Raw genomic sequence first — 16428 nt, forward strand, 5'->3', positions numbered from 1 at the left:
GCCGCCGGGGGTTCAATGGGGCGATGACCGCTTCCCCTGCCGCCCTGCTGCCGTCCGAGGAGGGCCGTCCGCCCCTGCCGGTCCGCCCCGGGCTGTGGTTGTTCGCCCCCAGTCGCGAGAGCCAGGGGGGTAGCGCCTGGCTGCTCGAGGCCGCCGGCGCCGATCTGCTGATCGACTGCCCCGCCTACACCCGGGCCAACCTGCGCTTCCTGGCCGGCCGCCCCCGCCAGCGGACGTCGGGGAGCGGCGCCCCCCGGGCCTGGATCGTGCTCACCGGCCGCGGCGGCCACGGCCGCTGCCGCCGCCTGCAGCAGGCTTTGGGCTGGCCGGTGCTCGTTCAGGAACAGGAGGCCTACCTGCTGCCCGGTGTGGATCCGCTGCAGACCTTCGCCGCCGAACACCGGCTGGAGCCGGATGTGCGGCTGCTCTGGACGCCGGGGCCCTCCCCGGGCGCCTGCGTGGTGCATGTCGCCCCGGCGGCGGGGGACGGCCGGGGCGGGCTGTTCTGCGGCCGGCTCCTGGTTCCGGTGGCGCCGGCCCGCGTCGCGCCCCTGCGGCAGCGGGGCACCTTCCATTGGGGTCGCCAGCTGCGCAGCATCGAGCGGCTGCGCGGCTGGCTGCCGCCCGGCTCTCCCGGCTGGATCGCCAGCGGCGCCGGCCTGGGGGCGCTGAGGGGGGAGAAGCTGGTGGAGCAGGGCGCCGCCCTGCTGGCGGCCCTGGATCTGGAGGCCCTCCCGCTCCAGCCGCCCGGGGGCGGGCTGGAGGTTGCGGCCCTTACCACGGAACGCCCTGTTGCGGACTCCATGGACCCCAAACCGCTGTCATGAGTGGACTTCTCCTGTTGCGGCCCTGCAGCAACGCCCATACGATTGGCGCGCTGAACGCACCGGGCGGTCGGGAACTTCCGATTCGCCTCCATCTCTCGACGTCCCGAACCCCGCCATCGCCACCTACCCGGAGGCTTCCCCCGAACAATGAACAAAGCTGATCTCGTCAACATCGTGGCTGCCCGCACGGAGCTCACCAAGACCGACGTCTCCCTCGTCGTCGATGCCGCCATCGAAACCATCGTCGATTCGGTGGTCGAGGGCAAGAAGGTGTCCATCCTCGGCTTCGGCTCCTTCGAGCCCCGTGAGCGTTCCGCCCGTCAGGGTCTGAATCCCAAGACCGGCGAGAAGATCAAGATCCCCGCCAAGCGCGTACCCGCCTTCACCGCCGGCAAGCTCTTCAAGGACAAGGTCCAGGGCTGATCCCCAGCCGCCGCTCTCCGGCCATGGCGGCGGCCGCAGGGGCGTCTGGACCTCCCCTGCGACTGCCCCTCCATCTCCAGGAACGCCTCGGCTGGGGTCTGGAGCTCCGGCGGCAGGGCTACCGAACCCGTTTCGCCCCGTCCCCCACCGGCCCCCTGCACCGGGGCAACCTGCGCACCGCCCTGCTCGGCTGGCTCGAAGCCCGGCTGAAGGGCGGTGTGTGGCTATTGCGCATCGATGACCTCGACGGGCCCCGCAACCGGTCGGGTGCCGAGGACGCGATCCTGGAGGATCTGCGCTGGCTGGGTCTGCCCTGGGACGGACCCGTGGCCCGCCAGAGCGCCCAGCGCGGCGTCTACGCCACCGTTCTCTCAGCCCTGCGCCAGGCCGGCCGTCTCTACCCCTGCCGCTGCAGCCGGCGGTTGCTGGCCGATGTCTCCGCCCCCCATGGAGCGCTGGCGATCTATCCGGGCTACTGCCGGAATGGCCCGCCCCTGTGGGGCCCCCAGGCGGGGCGGCTGCCCAGCTGGCGACTGCGTCTGGAGCCCGGCGCCCTGCGCTGGCAGGAGCGCTGCGGACCCGCTGGCCGCCAGGACGGCCCCGCCGAGGTGGGGGATGTGGTGCTGCGCCGGGCCGACGGGGTGGTGGCTTACCACCTGGCCACAGCCGTGGATGAGCTGCTGATGGGCATCAGCGAGGTGGTGCGGGGAGAGGATCTGTGGCCCTCCACCGGGGCCCAGGTGGCCGTGATGGCCGCCCTCGGCACCGACCCGCCGGCCTATGCCCACGTGCCCCTGTGGCGTGATGGCCAGGGGGAGCGGCTGAGCAAGCGGGAGGGGGCCGAGGGGCTGGCCGGCATGCGCCGCCGGGGCCTGGATGCCCCCGGCGTGATCGGGGACCTGGCCGCCAGCCTCGGCCTGGTGCCGCCGGGCAGCCGGCTCAGTGCCCGGGAGCTGGCGAACCACCTGACCCTGGACGGCCTGGAGGATTCCCTGCGCCGGGGGAAGGGCACGAATGCTTAAGGAAGATTTCGGGATCCAGGGGGTCTGAGCCAGGCACAGTGAGGAGATGAGAACAAATCCCTGCGAGCCGGCCATGGCTGCCCCGGTTCCTGCCTCCGGATCGAAGGGCCCGTCCCTCGGTCAGAGCCGATGTCCCCAGTGCGGCGGCAGCGGTCTGCTGCGCATCGATGATCAGCGTTACCGCACCTGCCTCGACTGCCTCGGCCAGGGCCGCTCCCCGGCCATCGGGGGCGATGGGATGGTCTTCCGAATCGTCACTTCAAGGTCCGTTTCTTCCGCCAGATGAAGAAGGCGGCGGTGGCCACAACCACGGCCAGGGGTGCCGCCGTGAGCAGCAGCAGGATCACGGCGGTCCAGTCGGTGTACATGGGTGCGTGTGTTGAAGCGGTGCCATCATCCCAGCAGATGCCCCCTCCGGTGATGGCCGACGCTCTGCAGTCCAGCGATGGTTCGCGCCCCTGCCGCGGGCTCCGGGCGGGTTCTCTGGCCGGCCTCCTGCTGCTCGTCCTGGCGGGGGGAGGGGGCAGGGTGCTGGCCAATGTGCAGTTCGAGAATTGCGTCACCGCCGCCGATGGGTCGATCACCTGCGACACGGTGCCCACCGGCAACACGCTGATGAATGATGTGGACGCCCGCTACGGGCTGCTGCAGAACGCCAGTCCCGGCTGGAGTGAGTTCGAGCCTTACGAGGGCTACGACGATGACTTCGGTGGCAATGAGACATGAACTGCGGGGTCCGGGCCCCGTTGCAACGACATGTGGCGCTTCCTCGCGGCCAGCGGGTCCTCTGGAGTAGTTAGAAGGGTCACGCGCGGGGGTTGCGATGCATTTCTGGGCACCCGAGATCAATCCGGCCCGCCCGCTGGAATGCACCCAGGCCGAGCGCTATGTGCTCCAGCGTCTCTCGGATGGTTCCTACGTCTCCATCCGTCCCGACGACCAGGGCCTCGGAGATGTGAGCGAACCGACCACGGCCTATCTGTTCCATACCCACGAGGCGGCCCTACGTGCCGCCGGTGAACTCAATCGTCTGGGTGGTGACGACTTTGACGTGGTCAAGGTGGAGTGGCCCATCGCCCTGTGCTGAGGCCGGTGACTCCCGTCACGGTGAAGGCCTCTGGATCTTGTCTCCGGAAGCCGCCACAGGTTCCCCTTGGTTCGTGGCAACAATCGGCCGGGTGCCGTGGGCAGAGCTTCATCGGCTGGGCTTATCGGCAGATCCTCCAATGACGACAAGCGACGAAAGCTTTATAGTGTGATTCGAAAGGTCTTTTCTGCTTCCGATGCTCACCGGATCTGATCTCCTGGCCAAGGTCAAGGAACTGGGCGATGTCTCGAAATCCGATCTGGTGCGTGGTTGCGGCTACGTCAGCACCAAGAAGGACGGGTCAGAGCGTCTTAATTTCACCGCCTTTTACGAGGCCCTGCTGGAAGCCAAGGGCGTCAGCCTGGGCGAAGGCGGTGGCAAGGGTGCCTCCAAAGGCGGTCGCAAACTCAGCTATGTGGCCACCGTGCAGGGCAATGGCAATCTTCTTGTGGGCAAGGCCTACACCGCCATGCTTGATCTGCAGCCCGGCGATGAATTCGAGATCAAGCTGGGCCGCAAGCAGATTCGCCTGATTCCCGCCGGATCCACCGACGACGACGACTGAACCTTCAGCCCGGCCCTGAGGGTGATGACCTTTTCCTCTGGCGATCGCAGGCCACCAGGAACGCAGTCACCCGTTCGCCCCAGTTCACCACCACCAGCAGGTTGCGGGGTGAACGGGAGAAGCCTTGCTGCGACAGCACGGCGAACCGGTTGAGGTCGTCGTGGCTGACCAGGGGTAGCGTTCCCTGCACGTTCTCCCAGGCACCCAGGAAGGTCTCCCCCTCGATGGCGCGGCATCGGGCATAGGCCTCGCCCACGTCGAGCCCCTGCCGCCGCAGCCTCACGAAGGCATCCAGATCCGGCCCGAGATGCTCGATCCAGCGGCCCAGGTCCCCGACGGCCACCACCTGGCTCAGGACCGGGCCTGCGGTCCGCAGCAGCAAGGCCGTCGCCGCCAGCGACCATTCCGTTTCCTCCAGCAAGCGTTCGGCGGCCTGGCAGAGGGCCCCGTGGTGGCTCTCCAGCAGCCGTTCATGGCGGGCCTTCAGATCATCCATGGCCGTTCAGGGCAACGCTGCAGCGGCCACAGGGACCCGGGCCCACGGAAACCTTGAGACGGCCTGCTGGCAACGGGAGAGAGGTGAGCGAAGAAGCCGGTGATCGGATTTGAACCGACGACCTACTGATTACGAATCAGTTGCTCTACCCCTGAGCTACACCGGCATCGGCCAAGAAATTAGCATTCGCCGGAACACCATCCGCTGGGCACCTCTCCATGGGATCCGACCCGAACAGATCCCTGGATCCGGCGCTGCGCCAGCGCCTTCTCACGGAAGCGAGAACCCCCTGGCGGGGGCTCCGGCGGGCCCTCTGGTTCGCCCTGGTGGCGTCGGCCGGGCTGGGCCTGGCCACCATGGCCCTGCGGGCTTCCGCCGGCTCGGAGGTGGCCTCAGGGGATCTCCTGATCCAGGTCGGAGCCTTCGGCCTCTTCGGGGGGCTGCTCTGGTTCGACCGCAACCGCCTCGACGGCTGAGGGTTCGACGGCTGGGGTCGGGGGCGGCGCTGGTGGCGCCTCGGGCGCCTGGGTTTCCGGTGGGTCCTCCGCTTCGCCTGGATTCGCTTCGGGCGGCATCACCACCTCGGGTCTTTTGAGGGGCTCGGGTAGCAACAGGGGCAGGCCCAGGCAGAGGCGCTGCTGCTCCAGTTCCTCCAGGCTGAGGGGGCGGGTGGCGGCCAAGACCTCGGGGCTGCGGTTCAGCAGCCAGAGGGACTGGATCAGCTGCTGCCACTGCCACAGCATCACCACCAGCAGCAGGGCCGCCAGCAGCAGGGCCACCAGGCGCGGGCAGGAGGCGAAGGGGGTGATGGGCGCGGCCACGGCGGCCTGGCGATCGATCCACCACAGCAGGGGCAGGGCGAGGGCGGCGCCGCCGGCGGTGGCCAGGGCCAGCCCAGGGGCCGCCTGCAGCCGGCTGAGCCGCCGCTGCAGCTCCCGGCGACCCCGCAGCGGGGTCTGCAGCAGCAGCAGCGACCAGACGTCGGCGGGTCGGCGCGCCAGCAGCACGGCGGGGGCCAGGGCACCGATCGCCCAGCAGAGCAGCCGCTCCAGACCCGGCAGGGGGCCCGGGTCGCTGCCGGCGAGCACCAGCAGCAGCAGCAGCGCCTCAAGCGGCAGGACCCCGAGGGCGATCAGCTGGAGCCAGAGCAGCGGCTCGCTGCGGGGCGTCACGGGATCAGGTGCTGAGGGTCCGGCGCTGGGTGACCAGCTTGAAGGCCTCGACCCGATCCTTGTCCTGCCAGCCGGTGAACCGGTCGCAGCCGATGCCGCACTCGAAGCCGGTGGCCACCTCCTTGACGTCGTCCTTGTTGCGCCGCAAGGAATCGAGATCGCCTTCGTAGACGAGCTCCTTGCCGCGATGGACACGGATGCGGCAGTTGCGCTGCAGCTTGCCGCTGGTGACGTAACAGCCGGCCACGGCGCTCTTGCCGATCGTGAACACGGCCCGCACCTCCGCCTCGCCCAGGCCCTCCTCCACCATCTCCGGCTCCAGCAGGCCCTCCATGGCCATCTGGATGTCCTCGAGCAGCTTGTAGATGACGTCGTAATCGCGCACGTCCACGCCGGTGGCATCGGCGGCGCGCTTGGCACCGGAGGCCATCGAGGTGTTGAAGCCCACGATCACAGCGCCCGACGCGGCCGCCAGGTCGACGTCCGTTTCGGTGATCTCGCCCGGTGCCGAGAGCAGCACCCGCACCTGAACCTCCTCCTGGGGCAGCTGCTCGAGGGACCCGAGGATCGCCTCGACGCTGCCCTGTACATCGGCCTTGAGGATGAGGTTGAGCTCCTTGAGCTCGCCTTCGCTGGCCTGGCCCGACATCGACGCCAGGGACACCCGGCGGGAGGCCATCTGCTGGGCCAGTCGGGTGGCCCGGGCCTCGGTGGCCCGGTCGCCGACCACCGCCCGGGCGCTCTTCTCATCGGCGTAGACCTCGAACTCGTCGCCGGCGGTGGGCACCTCGCTGAAGCCCAGGGCCTCCACGGCACTCGACGGGCCGGCCTGCTTCACCCGCTTGCCGGTGTCGTCGACCATGGCCCGCACCTTGCCGAGGATCGGTCCGGCCGCCAGAACGTCGCCGGCCTTGAGGGTGCCGTTCTGGATCAGCAGGGTGGCCACCGGACCCTTGGCCTTGTCGAGGTGGGCCTCGATCACCGTGCCCCGGGCCATCCGGTCGGGGTTGGCCTGCAGGTCCTCCACTTCGGTGACCAGCAGGATCATCTCCAGCAGCTTGTCGATGTTCTCCCCTTTGATGGCGCTGACGGGGACCATGACGGTGTTGCCGCCCCAGTCCTCGGCCACCAGGTCGAGGCCGGAGAGTTCCTGCTTGACCCGGTCGGGCTGGGCCCCTTCCTTGTCGATCTTGTTGATCGCCACCACGATCGGCACCTCGGCGGCGCGGGCGTGGCTGATCGCCTCCAGGGTCTGGGGGCGGACGCCGTCGTCGGCGGCCACCACCAGCACCGCCACGTCGGTGACCTTGGTGCCGCGGGCCCGCATGGCGGTGAACGCCTCGTGGCCCGGGGTGTCGAGGAAGGTGATCTTGCGGTGCTCCTCGCCATGGGGCACATCCACTTGGTACGCGCCGATGTGCTGGGTGATGCCGCCGGCTTCTCCGGCCGCCACGCGGGTCTTGCGAATGGCGTCGAGCAGGCTTGTCTTGCCGTGGTCGACGTGGCCCATCACGGTCACCACGGGCGGACGCCTGATCAGGTGTGCCATGTCGCTCTCCTCGATCATCTCCACGGTTTTCTTGGCCGCGGCCTCGATGTCGTCCTGGAGCACGGGTACGCCGAATTCCTCGGACACCGTCTCGATCGTGTGGAGGTCGAGGGTCTGGGTGACGGTGGCGATGATTCCCTTGAAGAACAGGGATTTGATGATCTCGGAGCTCTCCACCCCGAGGCGGTCGGCCAGTTCCTGCACCGTGAGGTTGCCCTCAGGCACGATCAGCATCTCGGGACGCAGGGCCTTGGCTTCGCGGGAGGCCCGCAGCTCCATGGCACGGCGCCGCTGACGCTGGCGGGTGGTCTCCTTCTTGCGCTTGCGCACCGCAACGGTGGGCTTGGCCTGGGCGCCGGCGGGGGTGCGGGGCTTGGCCGGCCGCGCCAGGCTGGCCTGTAGCACCAAGGCTTCCTGCTCGCCGGCATAGCCACCGGTCTCGGCGGTGAGGGCATCATCGTTTTCGCCGATGATGTGGACCTTCTGGCGCTGCTTCTGGGGCGTGCGGCTGCGCAGGGCCTCCAGCTTGGCGCTGTCGTCCCAGTCGGGACGCCGGGCGCCGGGGGCGCGGGCGCCGGCCGGGGTGGGCGGGCCAAAGCCGGGGCGGCGGGGCGCCGCCTGAGGGGTGGCGGTGGGGCGCGTCACGCCCTCCTTCTCACCAACGGCCTCAGTGCCGCCCTCGCTGTGGTCGGGTCGCCTCGGCGGCGGGGCGCCGGGACAGCCGGTGGGCTTCTGTAGCTGTATCAGCTCTCCGGGGGCCATCGATCTTGCGCATCCTCTCGGGGATGCCCGGGCGGCCGGGGGCACGTCGGACGGCCCGCCGACGAAGGTGCCGGGGCCGGCCGAGTCGCGGCGGATCGGCTTGCCGACCAGTTCGAGCGGGGTGGGGCCGGGCCGTCCCGGGGCCGAGCCGGTCCTGGCGCCGGCGCTGCCGGGACGGATCGGTGCCGGGGCGCCGGGACGCTGGGGTCGGGCCGAGGGAGGGGCGGGCCGGCTGCTGGTGGGGCCGCTCTGGCCGGGCTGGGGACGGCCGACGAGCTGGGGCCGGGTGGCGGGCGGCCGGGTGGGTGTGCCGGCCTGGGCAGGCCGTCCCGGAGCAGGGGCCGGCGGCCGCTGGGGCGAGCCGACCCGGACCGGGGGCTGGGAGGCACGGTTCACCGGGGCCGGACCGGTGGGCTTCGGTGCCGCCAGGGGTTTGGTCGGCGGGGCTGCGGCGGCCGGCCGGGCAGGGGCAGCGGGCGCAGGACGGGCTGGGGCGCCGGGGGCGGCCGGCTTCGCCGTGGGGGCGGCGGCTGGTGCGGCGGTGGCGGCGGGTTTGCCCATGATCGTGGGCGGCTGGCCGGCCGGTTTGCCGGCCTCGACAGGGCGGGGGCGCGCCGGCACCGGGGCCCCGGCTGGCCTGGGCCGTGCTGCCGGGGGCTCGGGCCGGGCCGGAGCCTGGGCCGATGCTGCCGCGACGGGGCGGGGCGCGGGGGGACGGCTGGCGGGGGGAGCCGGTGGAGCGGCTGCGGCCGGAGCGACCGGCGCCGCGCCGCTGCGGGGGATGCTCACCGGAGCCGGAGCGGCCTTCTTGACGGCCAGGATCGCCTTGGCAGGGGGCGCCGGCGGCGCCGGTTCGGGCCGGGTGGGCGATCCGGGGCGTGCGGGTGTTGGGCTGGCGACGTTCACGCCAATCAGGGAACGGATCCGGGAGGCCTCGTCATCACTGATGGAGCTGCTGTGGCTCTTGGCCGCAATGGAGAGCTTCTCGGCGGCATCGAGCACGTCCTTGTTGTCCAGGCCCAGGTCCTTTGACAGCTCGTAGATTCTCACTTTGCCGCTGCTGGTCATTCAGAAAGGTCTCCGTACGGTGGGGCCGAAAGGGCCCCGGGGCCGCACGCACGTGGCGACCATGGTTCATCTTGCCTCAGAGGTCGCGGGGCCGATCGCTCGAGACGTGCCTCGAGGATGGCGAGGATGGTTTCGCTGACGGCGCAGCGCAGGCCGCGCTGGAGGCGGCGGCGACGGCGGGCCTCCTCCAGGCAGCTCGGTTGCGGGCACAGATAGGCCGATCGGCCCATGCCCCCATCCAGGCTCACCGTCCCGTCGGACTGGCGCACCACACGCCAGAGCTGGGTCCGGTCGCACAGGCGGCGACAGGAGACGCAGCGCCGAAGCACCGGCCGCCCGGCGGGCGACGTCACCGGACGTCCTCACCAGCGGTCTCTTCTGGGGCCTCCTCGAGCGGGGGCTCCAGCGGATCGTCGGCTTCGGCTTCCACTTCGGATGGGCCGACCTCCCCACCGTCCTCCTCGCCATCCCCTTCCCCATCGATCTCCTCGTCCTCCGGCAGGGGGTAGAGCTCCCGCAGACGGGCGTCCTCCTCGGCGCGGGTGGCCTGTTCGGCCTGCAGCCGGGCCTCGGCCTCGGCCTGCAGGGCCTCCTCCTCCTGGCGCTGGGCGATCAGGGTTGCCACCTTCTCGTCCTCGCTGACCTGGTCGTAGTCCTGGGCATCCTTGATGTCGATCTTCCAGCCGGTGAGGCGGGCCGCCAGGCGGACGTTCTGGCCCTCCCGGCCGATGGCCAGGCTCAGCTGGTCGTGGGGCACGAGCACGTGGGCGTGGTGACCTTCGGGGTCCACCAGGCGGACCATCTCCACCCGCGCCGGACTGAGGGAGTTGGCCAGGTACTGGGCTGGGTCCGGAGACCAGCGGATCACGTCGATCTTCTCGCCCCGCAGTTCATTCACCACCTGCTGGATGCGGGAGCCGCGGGCACCGATGCAGGCCCCCACCGGATCCACTTCCCGCTCCACACTGTCGACCGCCACCTTGGTGCGGGGGCCGACGGCGCGGGAGGGGGGATTGGCCTCGCGGGCCACAGCGACGATCCGCACCGAACCCTCCTGGATTTCGGGCACCTCGTTTTCGAACAGGTAGACCACCAGGCCCGCATTGGCCCGGGAGACGAACAGCTGGGGGCCGCGCCTGGGCACCTCGCTGACCTCCTTGAGGAACACCTTGAAGGTGGCGTTGGCGCGGTAGTTGTCGTTGGGCAGCTGGTCGCGGCGGGGCAGTTCCGCCTCCACCTCGGGCCGGCCCAGGCCACTGCTGACGGCCATGATCACGCTCTGGCGCTCGAAGCGGATCACCCGGGCGGTGAGCACGGGATCCTCCAGGTCGGCGAATTCCTCCTGGATCATGCGGCGCTGCTGGTCGCGCAGTTTCTGGGCCAGCACCTGCTTGGTGGTGGCGGCGGCCATGCGGCCGAAATCATCTTTCTCCGGTGTCACGTCCAGCACCACCGTGTCGCCGATCTGGGCGTCTTCCGCCACCTGGCGCACCTCCTCGATGGCGATCTGGTGGTCGTCGCTCTCCACCTCCTCGACGATGATCTTGCTGGCCAGCACCCGATAGCCCTCTTCCTCGAGATCGAGCGCCACGTCGAAGTTGCTGAAGTAGTCCTCCTCGAAGGGGTCCTCGCTGATGCCCAGGTAGAGGGTGCGGCGGTAACGCTCGTAGCCCTTCAGCAGGGCCTCCCGCAGGGCCGCCTCCACCACCTGGGGAGCCAGCTTCTTCTCGTCGCTGATGTCCTCGATCAGGTTGTTGAGACCGGGGAGAAGAACCAGGGCCATGGACTCGGGGGCGTGGGGGCAGGAAGGGAACGGGGGGTGAACCTGAGCGGTTCAGGAATCGGGAGGCGCCTGGGTGAGCCGCACCCGCAGCACGTCGTCGCGGGGGATGCGCAGGATGCGGCCGCGCTCGTTGAGCTGCACCACCTGGTCATCGCGGCCGAGCAGGAGGCCCGTTCGCCGCACTTCCGCACCGTCGGCGTCCCGGCGGAGCACTTCCACCGGAAAGCCCCGGAAGCTGACGAAATCCCGGTCGGAGTGGAGATCCTCCCCGATGCCGGGGCTGCTGACCTCCAGGACGTAGGCCATGGTCAGCAGGCCGGAGGCCTCGATGGCCTCGGCGAGGGGACCGCTCACGGCGGCACACTCATCGAGATTCACATCGGTGCCGTCGGCCCTCTGCACCCGCACGACGACCGTCAGGGGGATGCGGTGGGCCAGCACCTCAACCGACTGCACCTCAAGGTGCGCCGCGACGACCACCGGCCGCGCCAGCGTCTCCAGGTCGTCAGTGAGGGGATGGGGCAAGGACGGGCGGCGTGGGGAGAGGACTCCCGCTGGCGGGATGGTCCGCCGCGCGCTGCAGTGTTCACTGCCCCCAATCGCAAGGCTTCCTCCCGTCAGGGAGAAGGCCATGCGGAACAAGGGTGAGGCCCGGCGGGCACGAATTCACCCTAGAGGATTGGCCTCCGGCGGCCTGGGCATCTCCAGGATCGGCGCCTCCGCGTAGTAGTCGTTGGCAGTGACCTCACCCCGCAGGCTGAGGTCCTGGTTGAGGCACTGGCCGCACTGCTCCGGTGTACGCAGGTACTGACACACCCGGGCCCAGAGCTTGGCGCGGCTGCCCGGAGCCCCCTGGCTGAAGTGGACCAGGTCGTTGCCTCCGGCCATCCCCTGGATCTCCACCTTGCAGAGGTTGCAGCGCTGCCGCGTGCCGGGGGGGATCGGGGCCATGGCCTCGGGGAGGACTGGGGGCAAAGTTAAGCCGATTCAGGTCGAGCGGTCCCGCTCCAGGCCGGCGGGAGCCGTCTCCGATGCGAATTCTTCAACTCAGCGATCCCCATCTGCTCGCCGATCCCGACGGCCGCTGCCATGGCCGGCCGGCGCTGGCCCTGCTCCGCCACGGGCTCCACGAGGCCCTTGGACAGCTCCGCAGCGCCGGGCAGACCCCCGACCTGGTGCTGATCAGCGGCGATCTCTGCGATGACGAGAGCTGGGGGGGGTACGTCCGCCTCAGGGACCTGCTGCAGGAGATCCAGCTGCCGGTGGCCCTGCTGGCGGGCAACCACGACCATCCGGCCCTGCTCCGGTCCGCCCTGGGGCGCCGCGCCGTGATCGCCCCGGCCCTGATCCGCTGCGGCAACGGACAGCTGCTGCTGCTCGACAGCCACCGCAGCGGCGTCACCGCCGGTGAACTGGGGGGGACCCAGCTGGACTGGGCGCGGCGCCAGCTGGCCGCCGGATCGGCCGACGGCGACCTCCCCCTGGTGGTGGCGGTCCACCATCCGCCGCTGCCGATCGGCGATGCCGCCATGGATGCGATCCGGCTGCGGGACGGCGATGCCCTGCTGGATCTGCTGCAGCCGCTGGCCGCCCTGCGGGGGCTGGTCTTCGGCCATATCCACCAGCATTGGCAGGCGGGGCTCCCGGGGAGGCCGGCGGTGCCCCTGCTGGGCTGTCCTTCCACCCTGCGCAGCTTCGGGCCGGTGCAGCCCTGTCCCCTGGGCCGCTCGTCCGACCCCGGCGGGCGCTGGCTGACGCTGGGGTCGGACCGCGTGCTGCGGCAGCGGTTGCTGCGCTGGGCACCGGTTGACGGTCCTAGCCTCCCCTGATGCAACGCCCCTTCCCCCTGTCTTCCCTGATCCGGCGGCTGCAGGGCCTGATGGGGGTGGCCCTGCTGCTGGCGTTCGCCGCCCTTCCCCTGCCGGCGGCGGCCCTCGAGGAGGCCCCCCCGGCCCTGACCCCCCACAGCTTCGTGGCCGACGCCGCCCGGCGGGTGGGCCCGGCGGTGGTGCGGATCGACACCGAGCGCAACGTGGCCCGGCCCCCGTTCGATCCCGCCCTGCTGGATCCCCTGCTGAGGGATCTGTTCGGCGATCCCTCCGGCAGCACGCGTGAGCGCGGCCAGGGCTCGGGGGTGGTGATCGATGACAGCCGCGCCCTGGTGCTGACCAACGCCCATGTGGTGGAGAGCGTGGACCGGGTCACCGTCACCCTGGCCGATGGCCGCCAGCTGGACGGCACCGTGGTGGGCACCGACCCCGTGACCGACCTGGCGGTGGTGCACGTCAGCGGCAAAGCACCCCTGAGCGCCGCTCCCCTCGGGGATTCCGAAGCCCTGGAGGTGGGCGACTGGGCCATCGCCCTGGGCAGTCCCTACGGCCTCGAGCGCACGGTCACCCTGGGGATTGTCAGCAGCCTGCATCGGGACATCAACAGCCTGGGCTTCGCCGACAAGCGTCTCGACCTGATCCAGACGGACGCGGCCATCAACCCGGGCAACTCCGGCGGCCCCCTGATCAACGCCGCCGGTGAGGTGATCGGCATCAACACCCTGGTGCGCTCCGGGCCCGGCGCCGGGCTGGGCTTCGCCATCCCCATCAACCTGGCCAGGAAGGTGGCCGACCAGCTTGGCGACGGCGGCACGGTGGTCCACCCCTACCTGGGCCTCCAGCTGGTGCCGCTCACGGCCCGCATGGCCCGGGACAACAACCGGGATCCCAATGCCCTGCTGCAGCTCCCTGAGCGGGACGGCTCCCTGGTGCAGCGGGTGCTGCCGGAGAGTCCGGCCGAGGCAGCCGGGCTGCATCGCGGCGACCTGGTGGTGGCCATCGCCGACCAGCCGGTGAACACCCCCTCGGCGCTGCTCCAGCAGGTGGAACGGGCCGAAGTGGGCCAGCCCCTGCCGCTGAGGGTGGTGCGGGGCCAGCGGGAGCTGCAGCTCTCGATCCGGCCGGCGGCCCTGCCCCAGGCGGGGTAGGGCCCCAGGGGGCTGGGACGGTCCTCCTTGCTACGGTCTGCGCCATTCCGGCAGGCCCCGATGTCCGATCTCCAGGACCGCATGAAGGAGGCCGTGGCCACGGCGGCGGTGGACCAGATCCGTGACGGCATGGTGGTGGGGCTGGGCTCGGGCTCCACGGCGGCGCTGATGATCCGGGCCCTCGGCCGCAAGCTCCATCAGGGTGAGCTCAGCGGCATCGTCGGGGTGACCACCTCCTTCCAGGGGGAGGTGCTGGCCGCCGAGCTGGGCATTCCCCTCCAGGCGCTGAACGCCGTGCAGCGCATCGACCTGGCCATCGATGGCGCCGATGAGGTGGATCCCGCCTTCCAGCTGATCAAGGGGGGCGGGGCCTGCCACGTGCAGGAGAAGCTGGTGGCCCGCCGGGCCGACCGCTTCGTGGTGGTGGTGGATGCCACCAAGCTGGTGGAACGCCTCAACCTGGGCTTCCTGCTGCCGGTGGAGGTGCTGCCAGGGGCCTGGCGCCAGGTTCGCGATGAACTCACGGCCATGGGCAGCCGCGTCGAGTTGCGCATGGCCGTGCGCAAGGCCGGTCCGGTCGTCACCGACCAGGGCAACCTGGTGCTGGACGTGGCCTTCGACGGGGGCATCGGCGACCCCGCCGCCCTGGAGGCGACGATCAACAACATTCCCGGTGTGCTCGAGAACGGTCTGTTCGTGAACCTCGCCGATCAGGTGCTGGTGGGTGAGGTCGTGGACGGTGAGGCCGGGGTGCGCGACCTCGCGAGGCGCTGAGCCGCTCCTCCGCTGGGCTACCCGGCGCGTGGCCACCAGAATGGAGGGATCCTCTGTGGGCCGGGCGAACGGTGACCCACGGCGACCTCAGCAAGTTGCTGCTCCAGCTCCTGGCGGAGACGGCTGAGGCGTTCATCGTCGAGCCCACCAGTGAACTCGACGCCACCATTGATCGCAGCCTGGCGTCCATTGGCGGCCTGTTCGATGTGGATCGGGCCTATGTGTTCTCCCTGACGCGCCATCCGGGTTTCGCCAGCAACACCCACGAGTGGTGCGCGCCGGGGGTGGAACCGCAGATCCACCAGCTCCAGCACGTGTCGGAGGTGTCCATCGGCTGGTTGATGGGGGAAATGCGATCCGGGCGGGCGATCAATCTCGAGTCGCTGCTTGATCTCCCCGCCGGGGCCGATGCCGAGCGAGCCCATCTCAGCTCCCAGGGCATTCAGTCCCTGCTGGTCCTCCCCCTGGTGCGGCGGGGCCAGCTGGAGGGGTTCGCGGGCTTCGACCACATCCGCGGCTGCCGCCGCTGGAGCGACCAGGAGGTGGCCGTGCTCTCGATCGTGGTCAGCGGCTTCGCCCAGGGATTCGAACGTCGGCTGATTGACCAGCAACTGCGCCAGCTGGCCTACGAGGATCCGCTCACCCGCCTGCCCAATCGCTCCCTGCTCAGCCAGCGTCTGGGCGAGGAGCTGGAGCGGGCCAGGCGCAACGGCACCCACCTGGCGGTGGGCTACCTCGACCTCGACAACTTCAAGCCCATCAATGACAGCCACGGCCATGCCGTAGGCGACGAGCTGCTGGTGGCCGTGGCCGAGCGCCTCTGCCGGTGCCTGCGACCGGGCGACACGGTGGGCCGGCTGGGTGGGGACGAATTCGTGGTGATCCTTCCTGGCCTCAGCAGCCTGGCCGAGCTGGACTCGCTGGGGGAACGGCTGCTCAGCGCCGTCGCCCAGCCCACCCTCCTTGGCGAGACGCTCTGCGTGGCCTTGAGCACCAGCATCGGCTTCCGGCTGGTGCCCCCCGACGATGCCGATCCGGATACCCTGCTGCGCCAGGCCGACCAGGCCATGTACGCCGCCAAGCGAGCCGGCCCGGGGCGTATGCACCACTTCGACGTGGAGCTGGAACGACGCCAGTCGCTGCAGCGCTCCCGCCTGGAGAGGGTGCGACAGGCCATCGAAGAGCAGCAGCTGCGCCTGTTCGTGCAGCCGGTGATCGACCTGGCCACCGGGCAGCTGCGCTTTGCCGAAGCCCTGGTGCGCTGGCAGCACCCCCAGCAGGGGCTGCTGTTGCCGGAGGCCTGGCTGGGCTGGATCGAGGATCAACCGGAGATCAGCCTCCTCGGCGACTGGGTGCTGGAGCAGGCCCTGCGCCACTGTGCGGCCTGGATGCGGGCAGGGCTGGGTGCGGCGGTGAGCGTGAACATGTCGGCCTGGGAGCTGCGTGATCCAGGTTTCGCGGAGCGGATCCGCGCGGCCCTGGCCCTCCATCCCGATCTGCCTGCCTCGGCGTTGAGGCTGGAGGTGCTGGAAACAGCCGCCCTGGAGGATCTGGAGCAGGTGGCCCAGAACATCGCGCGCTGCCGCGAGCTGGGCGTGAGCTTTGCCCTCGACGACTTCGGTACCGGCTACTCCTCGCTCACCTACCTGCGGAGGCTGCCGATCTCCACGATCAAGATCGACCGCTCGTTCGTGGCCAGGATGTTGGTGGATCCCGCCGATCGGGCCATCGTCAAGGCCGTCGTGGATCTGGCCCACGCCTTCGGCCGCACCTGCGTGGCCGAAGGCGTGGAGACACCTGAGCACCTGCAGGCCTTGCGGGCGATGGGCTGTGAACTCGCCCAGGGATTCGCCATCGCCCGGCCGATGCCGGCGGAGGACCTGCCCGGCTGGCACCTCCCGCCCTCAGCAGGCGGATGAGCGC

General features: G+C 70.5%; 18 protein-coding genes and 1 tRNA gene. 11 read left to right on the top strand and 8 right to left on the bottom strand.

Annotated features, from left to right (window positions below):
- Positions 1-23 precede the first annotated feature (23 nt).
- From CYAGR_RS14185 to CYAGR_RS14210, 6 genes are all read left to right on the top strand, one after another.
- Entirely contained in the window at positions 24-827 is an 804-nt protein-coding gene (locus CYAGR_RS14185; RefSeq protein ID WP_015110524.1) for an MBL fold metallo-hydrolase, read from the top strand.
- Positions 828-974: 147 nt separating this feature from the next.
- Complete coding sequence (locus tag CYAGR_RS14190) at positions 975-1250, top strand: HU family DNA-binding protein (protein ID WP_015110525.1); 276 nt, start codon at positions 975-977, stop codon at positions 1248-1250.
- A 56-nt stretch (positions 1251-1306) separates the two neighbouring features.
- Positions 1307-2272 (top strand): tRNA glutamyl-Q(34) synthetase GluQRS, encoded by a 966-nt coding sequence (gene gluQRS, locus CYAGR_RS14195; RefSeq protein WP_083891447.1) that lies wholly within the window; start codon positions 1307-1309, stop codon positions 2270-2272.
- 405 nt (positions 2273-2677) lie between these two features.
- On the top strand, positions 2678-2998 hold the full coding sequence (locus tag CYAGR_RS14200; protein WP_245552537.1) for a lactate dehydrogenase: 321 nt from the start codon (positions 2678-2680) through the stop codon (positions 2996-2998).
- A gap of 97 nt (positions 2999-3095) precedes the next feature.
- Positions 3096-3359 carry a hypothetical protein gene (locus CYAGR_RS14205; RefSeq protein ID WP_015110529.1) on the top strand — a complete coding sequence of 88 codons (264 nt, stop codon included), beginning with the start codon at positions 3096-3098 and terminating at the stop codon, positions 3357-3359.
- 196 nt (positions 3360-3555) lie between these two features.
- Positions 3556-3924: an AbrB family transcriptional regulator gene (locus tag CYAGR_RS14210; protein ID WP_015110530.1), complete on the top strand. Its 369-nt coding sequence runs from the start codon at positions 3556-3558 to the stop codon at positions 3922-3924.
- Positions 3925-3928: 4 nt separating this feature from the next.
- On the opposite strand, the gene CYAGR_RS14215 is transcribed toward CYAGR_RS14210, so the two are convergent.
- Entirely contained in the window at positions 3929-4420 is a 492-nt protein-coding gene (locus CYAGR_RS14215) for a hypothetical protein (RefSeq protein WP_015110531.1), read from the bottom strand.
- 94 nt (positions 4421-4514) lie between these two features.
- A tRNA-Thr gene (locus CYAGR_RS14220) sits at positions 4515-4586 on the bottom strand.
- A gap of 52 nt (positions 4587-4638) precedes the next feature.
- Here CYAGR_RS14220 and CYAGR_RS14225 point away from each other — a divergent pair.
- On the top strand, positions 4639-4896 hold the full coding sequence (locus CYAGR_RS14225) for a DUF3493 domain-containing protein (RefSeq protein WP_015110532.1): 258 nt from the start codon (positions 4639-4641) through the stop codon (positions 4894-4896).
- Here the strand turns inward: CYAGR_RS14225 and CYAGR_RS14230 are convergent.
- The 6 genes from CYAGR_RS14230 to nblD all read right to left on the bottom strand — a co-directional run bounded on the left by CYAGR_RS14230 (position 4813) and on the right by nblD (position 11705).
- Positions 4813-5592, bottom strand: a complete 780-nt coding sequence (locus tag CYAGR_RS14230) for a low-complexity tail membrane protein (protein WP_015110533.1) — start codon at positions 5590-5592, stop codon at positions 4813-4815. The genes CYAGR_RS14225 and CYAGR_RS14230 overlap by 84 nt on opposite strands.
- Before the next feature lie 4 nt (positions 5593-5596).
- The gene (gene infB, locus CYAGR_RS14235) at positions 5597-8971 is read right to left on the bottom strand and encodes a translation initiation factor IF-2 (RefSeq protein WP_015110534.1); all 3375 of its coding nucleotides are present in this window, start codon (positions 8969-8971) and stop codon (positions 5597-5599) included.
- Positions 8968-9324, bottom strand: coding sequence for a YlxR family protein (locus CYAGR_RS17430; protein WP_015110535.1), 357 nt, complete (start codon positions 9322-9324; stop codon positions 8968-8970). The genes infB and CYAGR_RS17430 overlap by 4 nt, the downstream gene beginning before the upstream one ends.
- Entirely contained in the window at positions 9321-10754 is a 1434-nt protein-coding gene (gene nusA / locus CYAGR_RS14240) for a transcription termination factor NusA (RefSeq protein ID WP_015110536.1), read from the bottom strand. Before nusA ends, CYAGR_RS17430 begins: the two co-directional genes overlap by 4 nt.
- Before the next feature lie 51 nt (positions 10755-10805).
- Positions 10806-11279: a ribosome assembly cofactor RimP gene (locus CYAGR_RS14245; RefSeq protein WP_015110537.1), complete on the bottom strand. Its 474-nt coding sequence runs from the start codon at positions 11277-11279 to the stop codon at positions 10806-10808.
- Between the two features lie 141 nt (positions 11280-11420).
- Positions 11421-11705: an NblD family protein gene (gene nblD, locus CYAGR_RS14250; RefSeq protein WP_015110538.1), complete on the bottom strand. Its 285-nt coding sequence runs from the start codon at positions 11703-11705 to the stop codon at positions 11421-11423.
- Positions 11706-11785: 80 nt separating this feature from the next.
- Between nblD and CYAGR_RS14255 the strand changes: the two genes are divergently transcribed.
- The 4 genes from CYAGR_RS14255 to CYAGR_RS14270 all read left to right on the top strand — a co-directional run bounded on the left by CYAGR_RS14255 (position 11786) and on the right by CYAGR_RS14270 (position 16424).
- The gene (locus tag CYAGR_RS14255) at positions 11786-12583 is read left to right on the top strand and encodes a metallophosphoesterase (protein ID WP_015110539.1); all 798 of its coding nucleotides are present in this window, start codon (positions 11786-11788) and stop codon (positions 12581-12583) included.
- Positions 12583-13731, top strand: a complete 1149-nt coding sequence (locus tag CYAGR_RS14260; protein ID WP_015110540.1) for a trypsin-like peptidase domain-containing protein — start codon at positions 12583-12585, stop codon at positions 13729-13731. The genes CYAGR_RS14255 and CYAGR_RS14260 overlap by 1 nt, the downstream gene beginning before the upstream one ends.
- Positions 13732-13791: 60 nt before the next feature.
- Positions 13792-14505, top strand: coding sequence for a ribose-5-phosphate isomerase RpiA (rpiA, locus tag CYAGR_RS14265; RefSeq protein ID WP_015110541.1), 714 nt, complete (start codon positions 13792-13794; stop codon positions 14503-14505).
- 71 nt (positions 14506-14576) lie between these two features.
- Positions 14577-16424: a putative bifunctional diguanylate cyclase/phosphodiesterase gene (locus CYAGR_RS14270; RefSeq protein WP_015110542.1), complete on the top strand. Its 1848-nt coding sequence runs from the start codon at positions 14577-14579 to the stop codon at positions 16422-16424.
- Positions 16425-16428 lie beyond the last annotated feature (4 nt).

Origin of the sequence: Cyanobium gracile PCC 6307 (genome assembly GCF_000316515.1) — a bacterium.
GTDB classification, from domain to species: Bacteria; Cyanobacteriota; Cyanobacteriia; order PCC-6307; family Cyanobiaceae; genus Cyanobium; species Cyanobium gracile.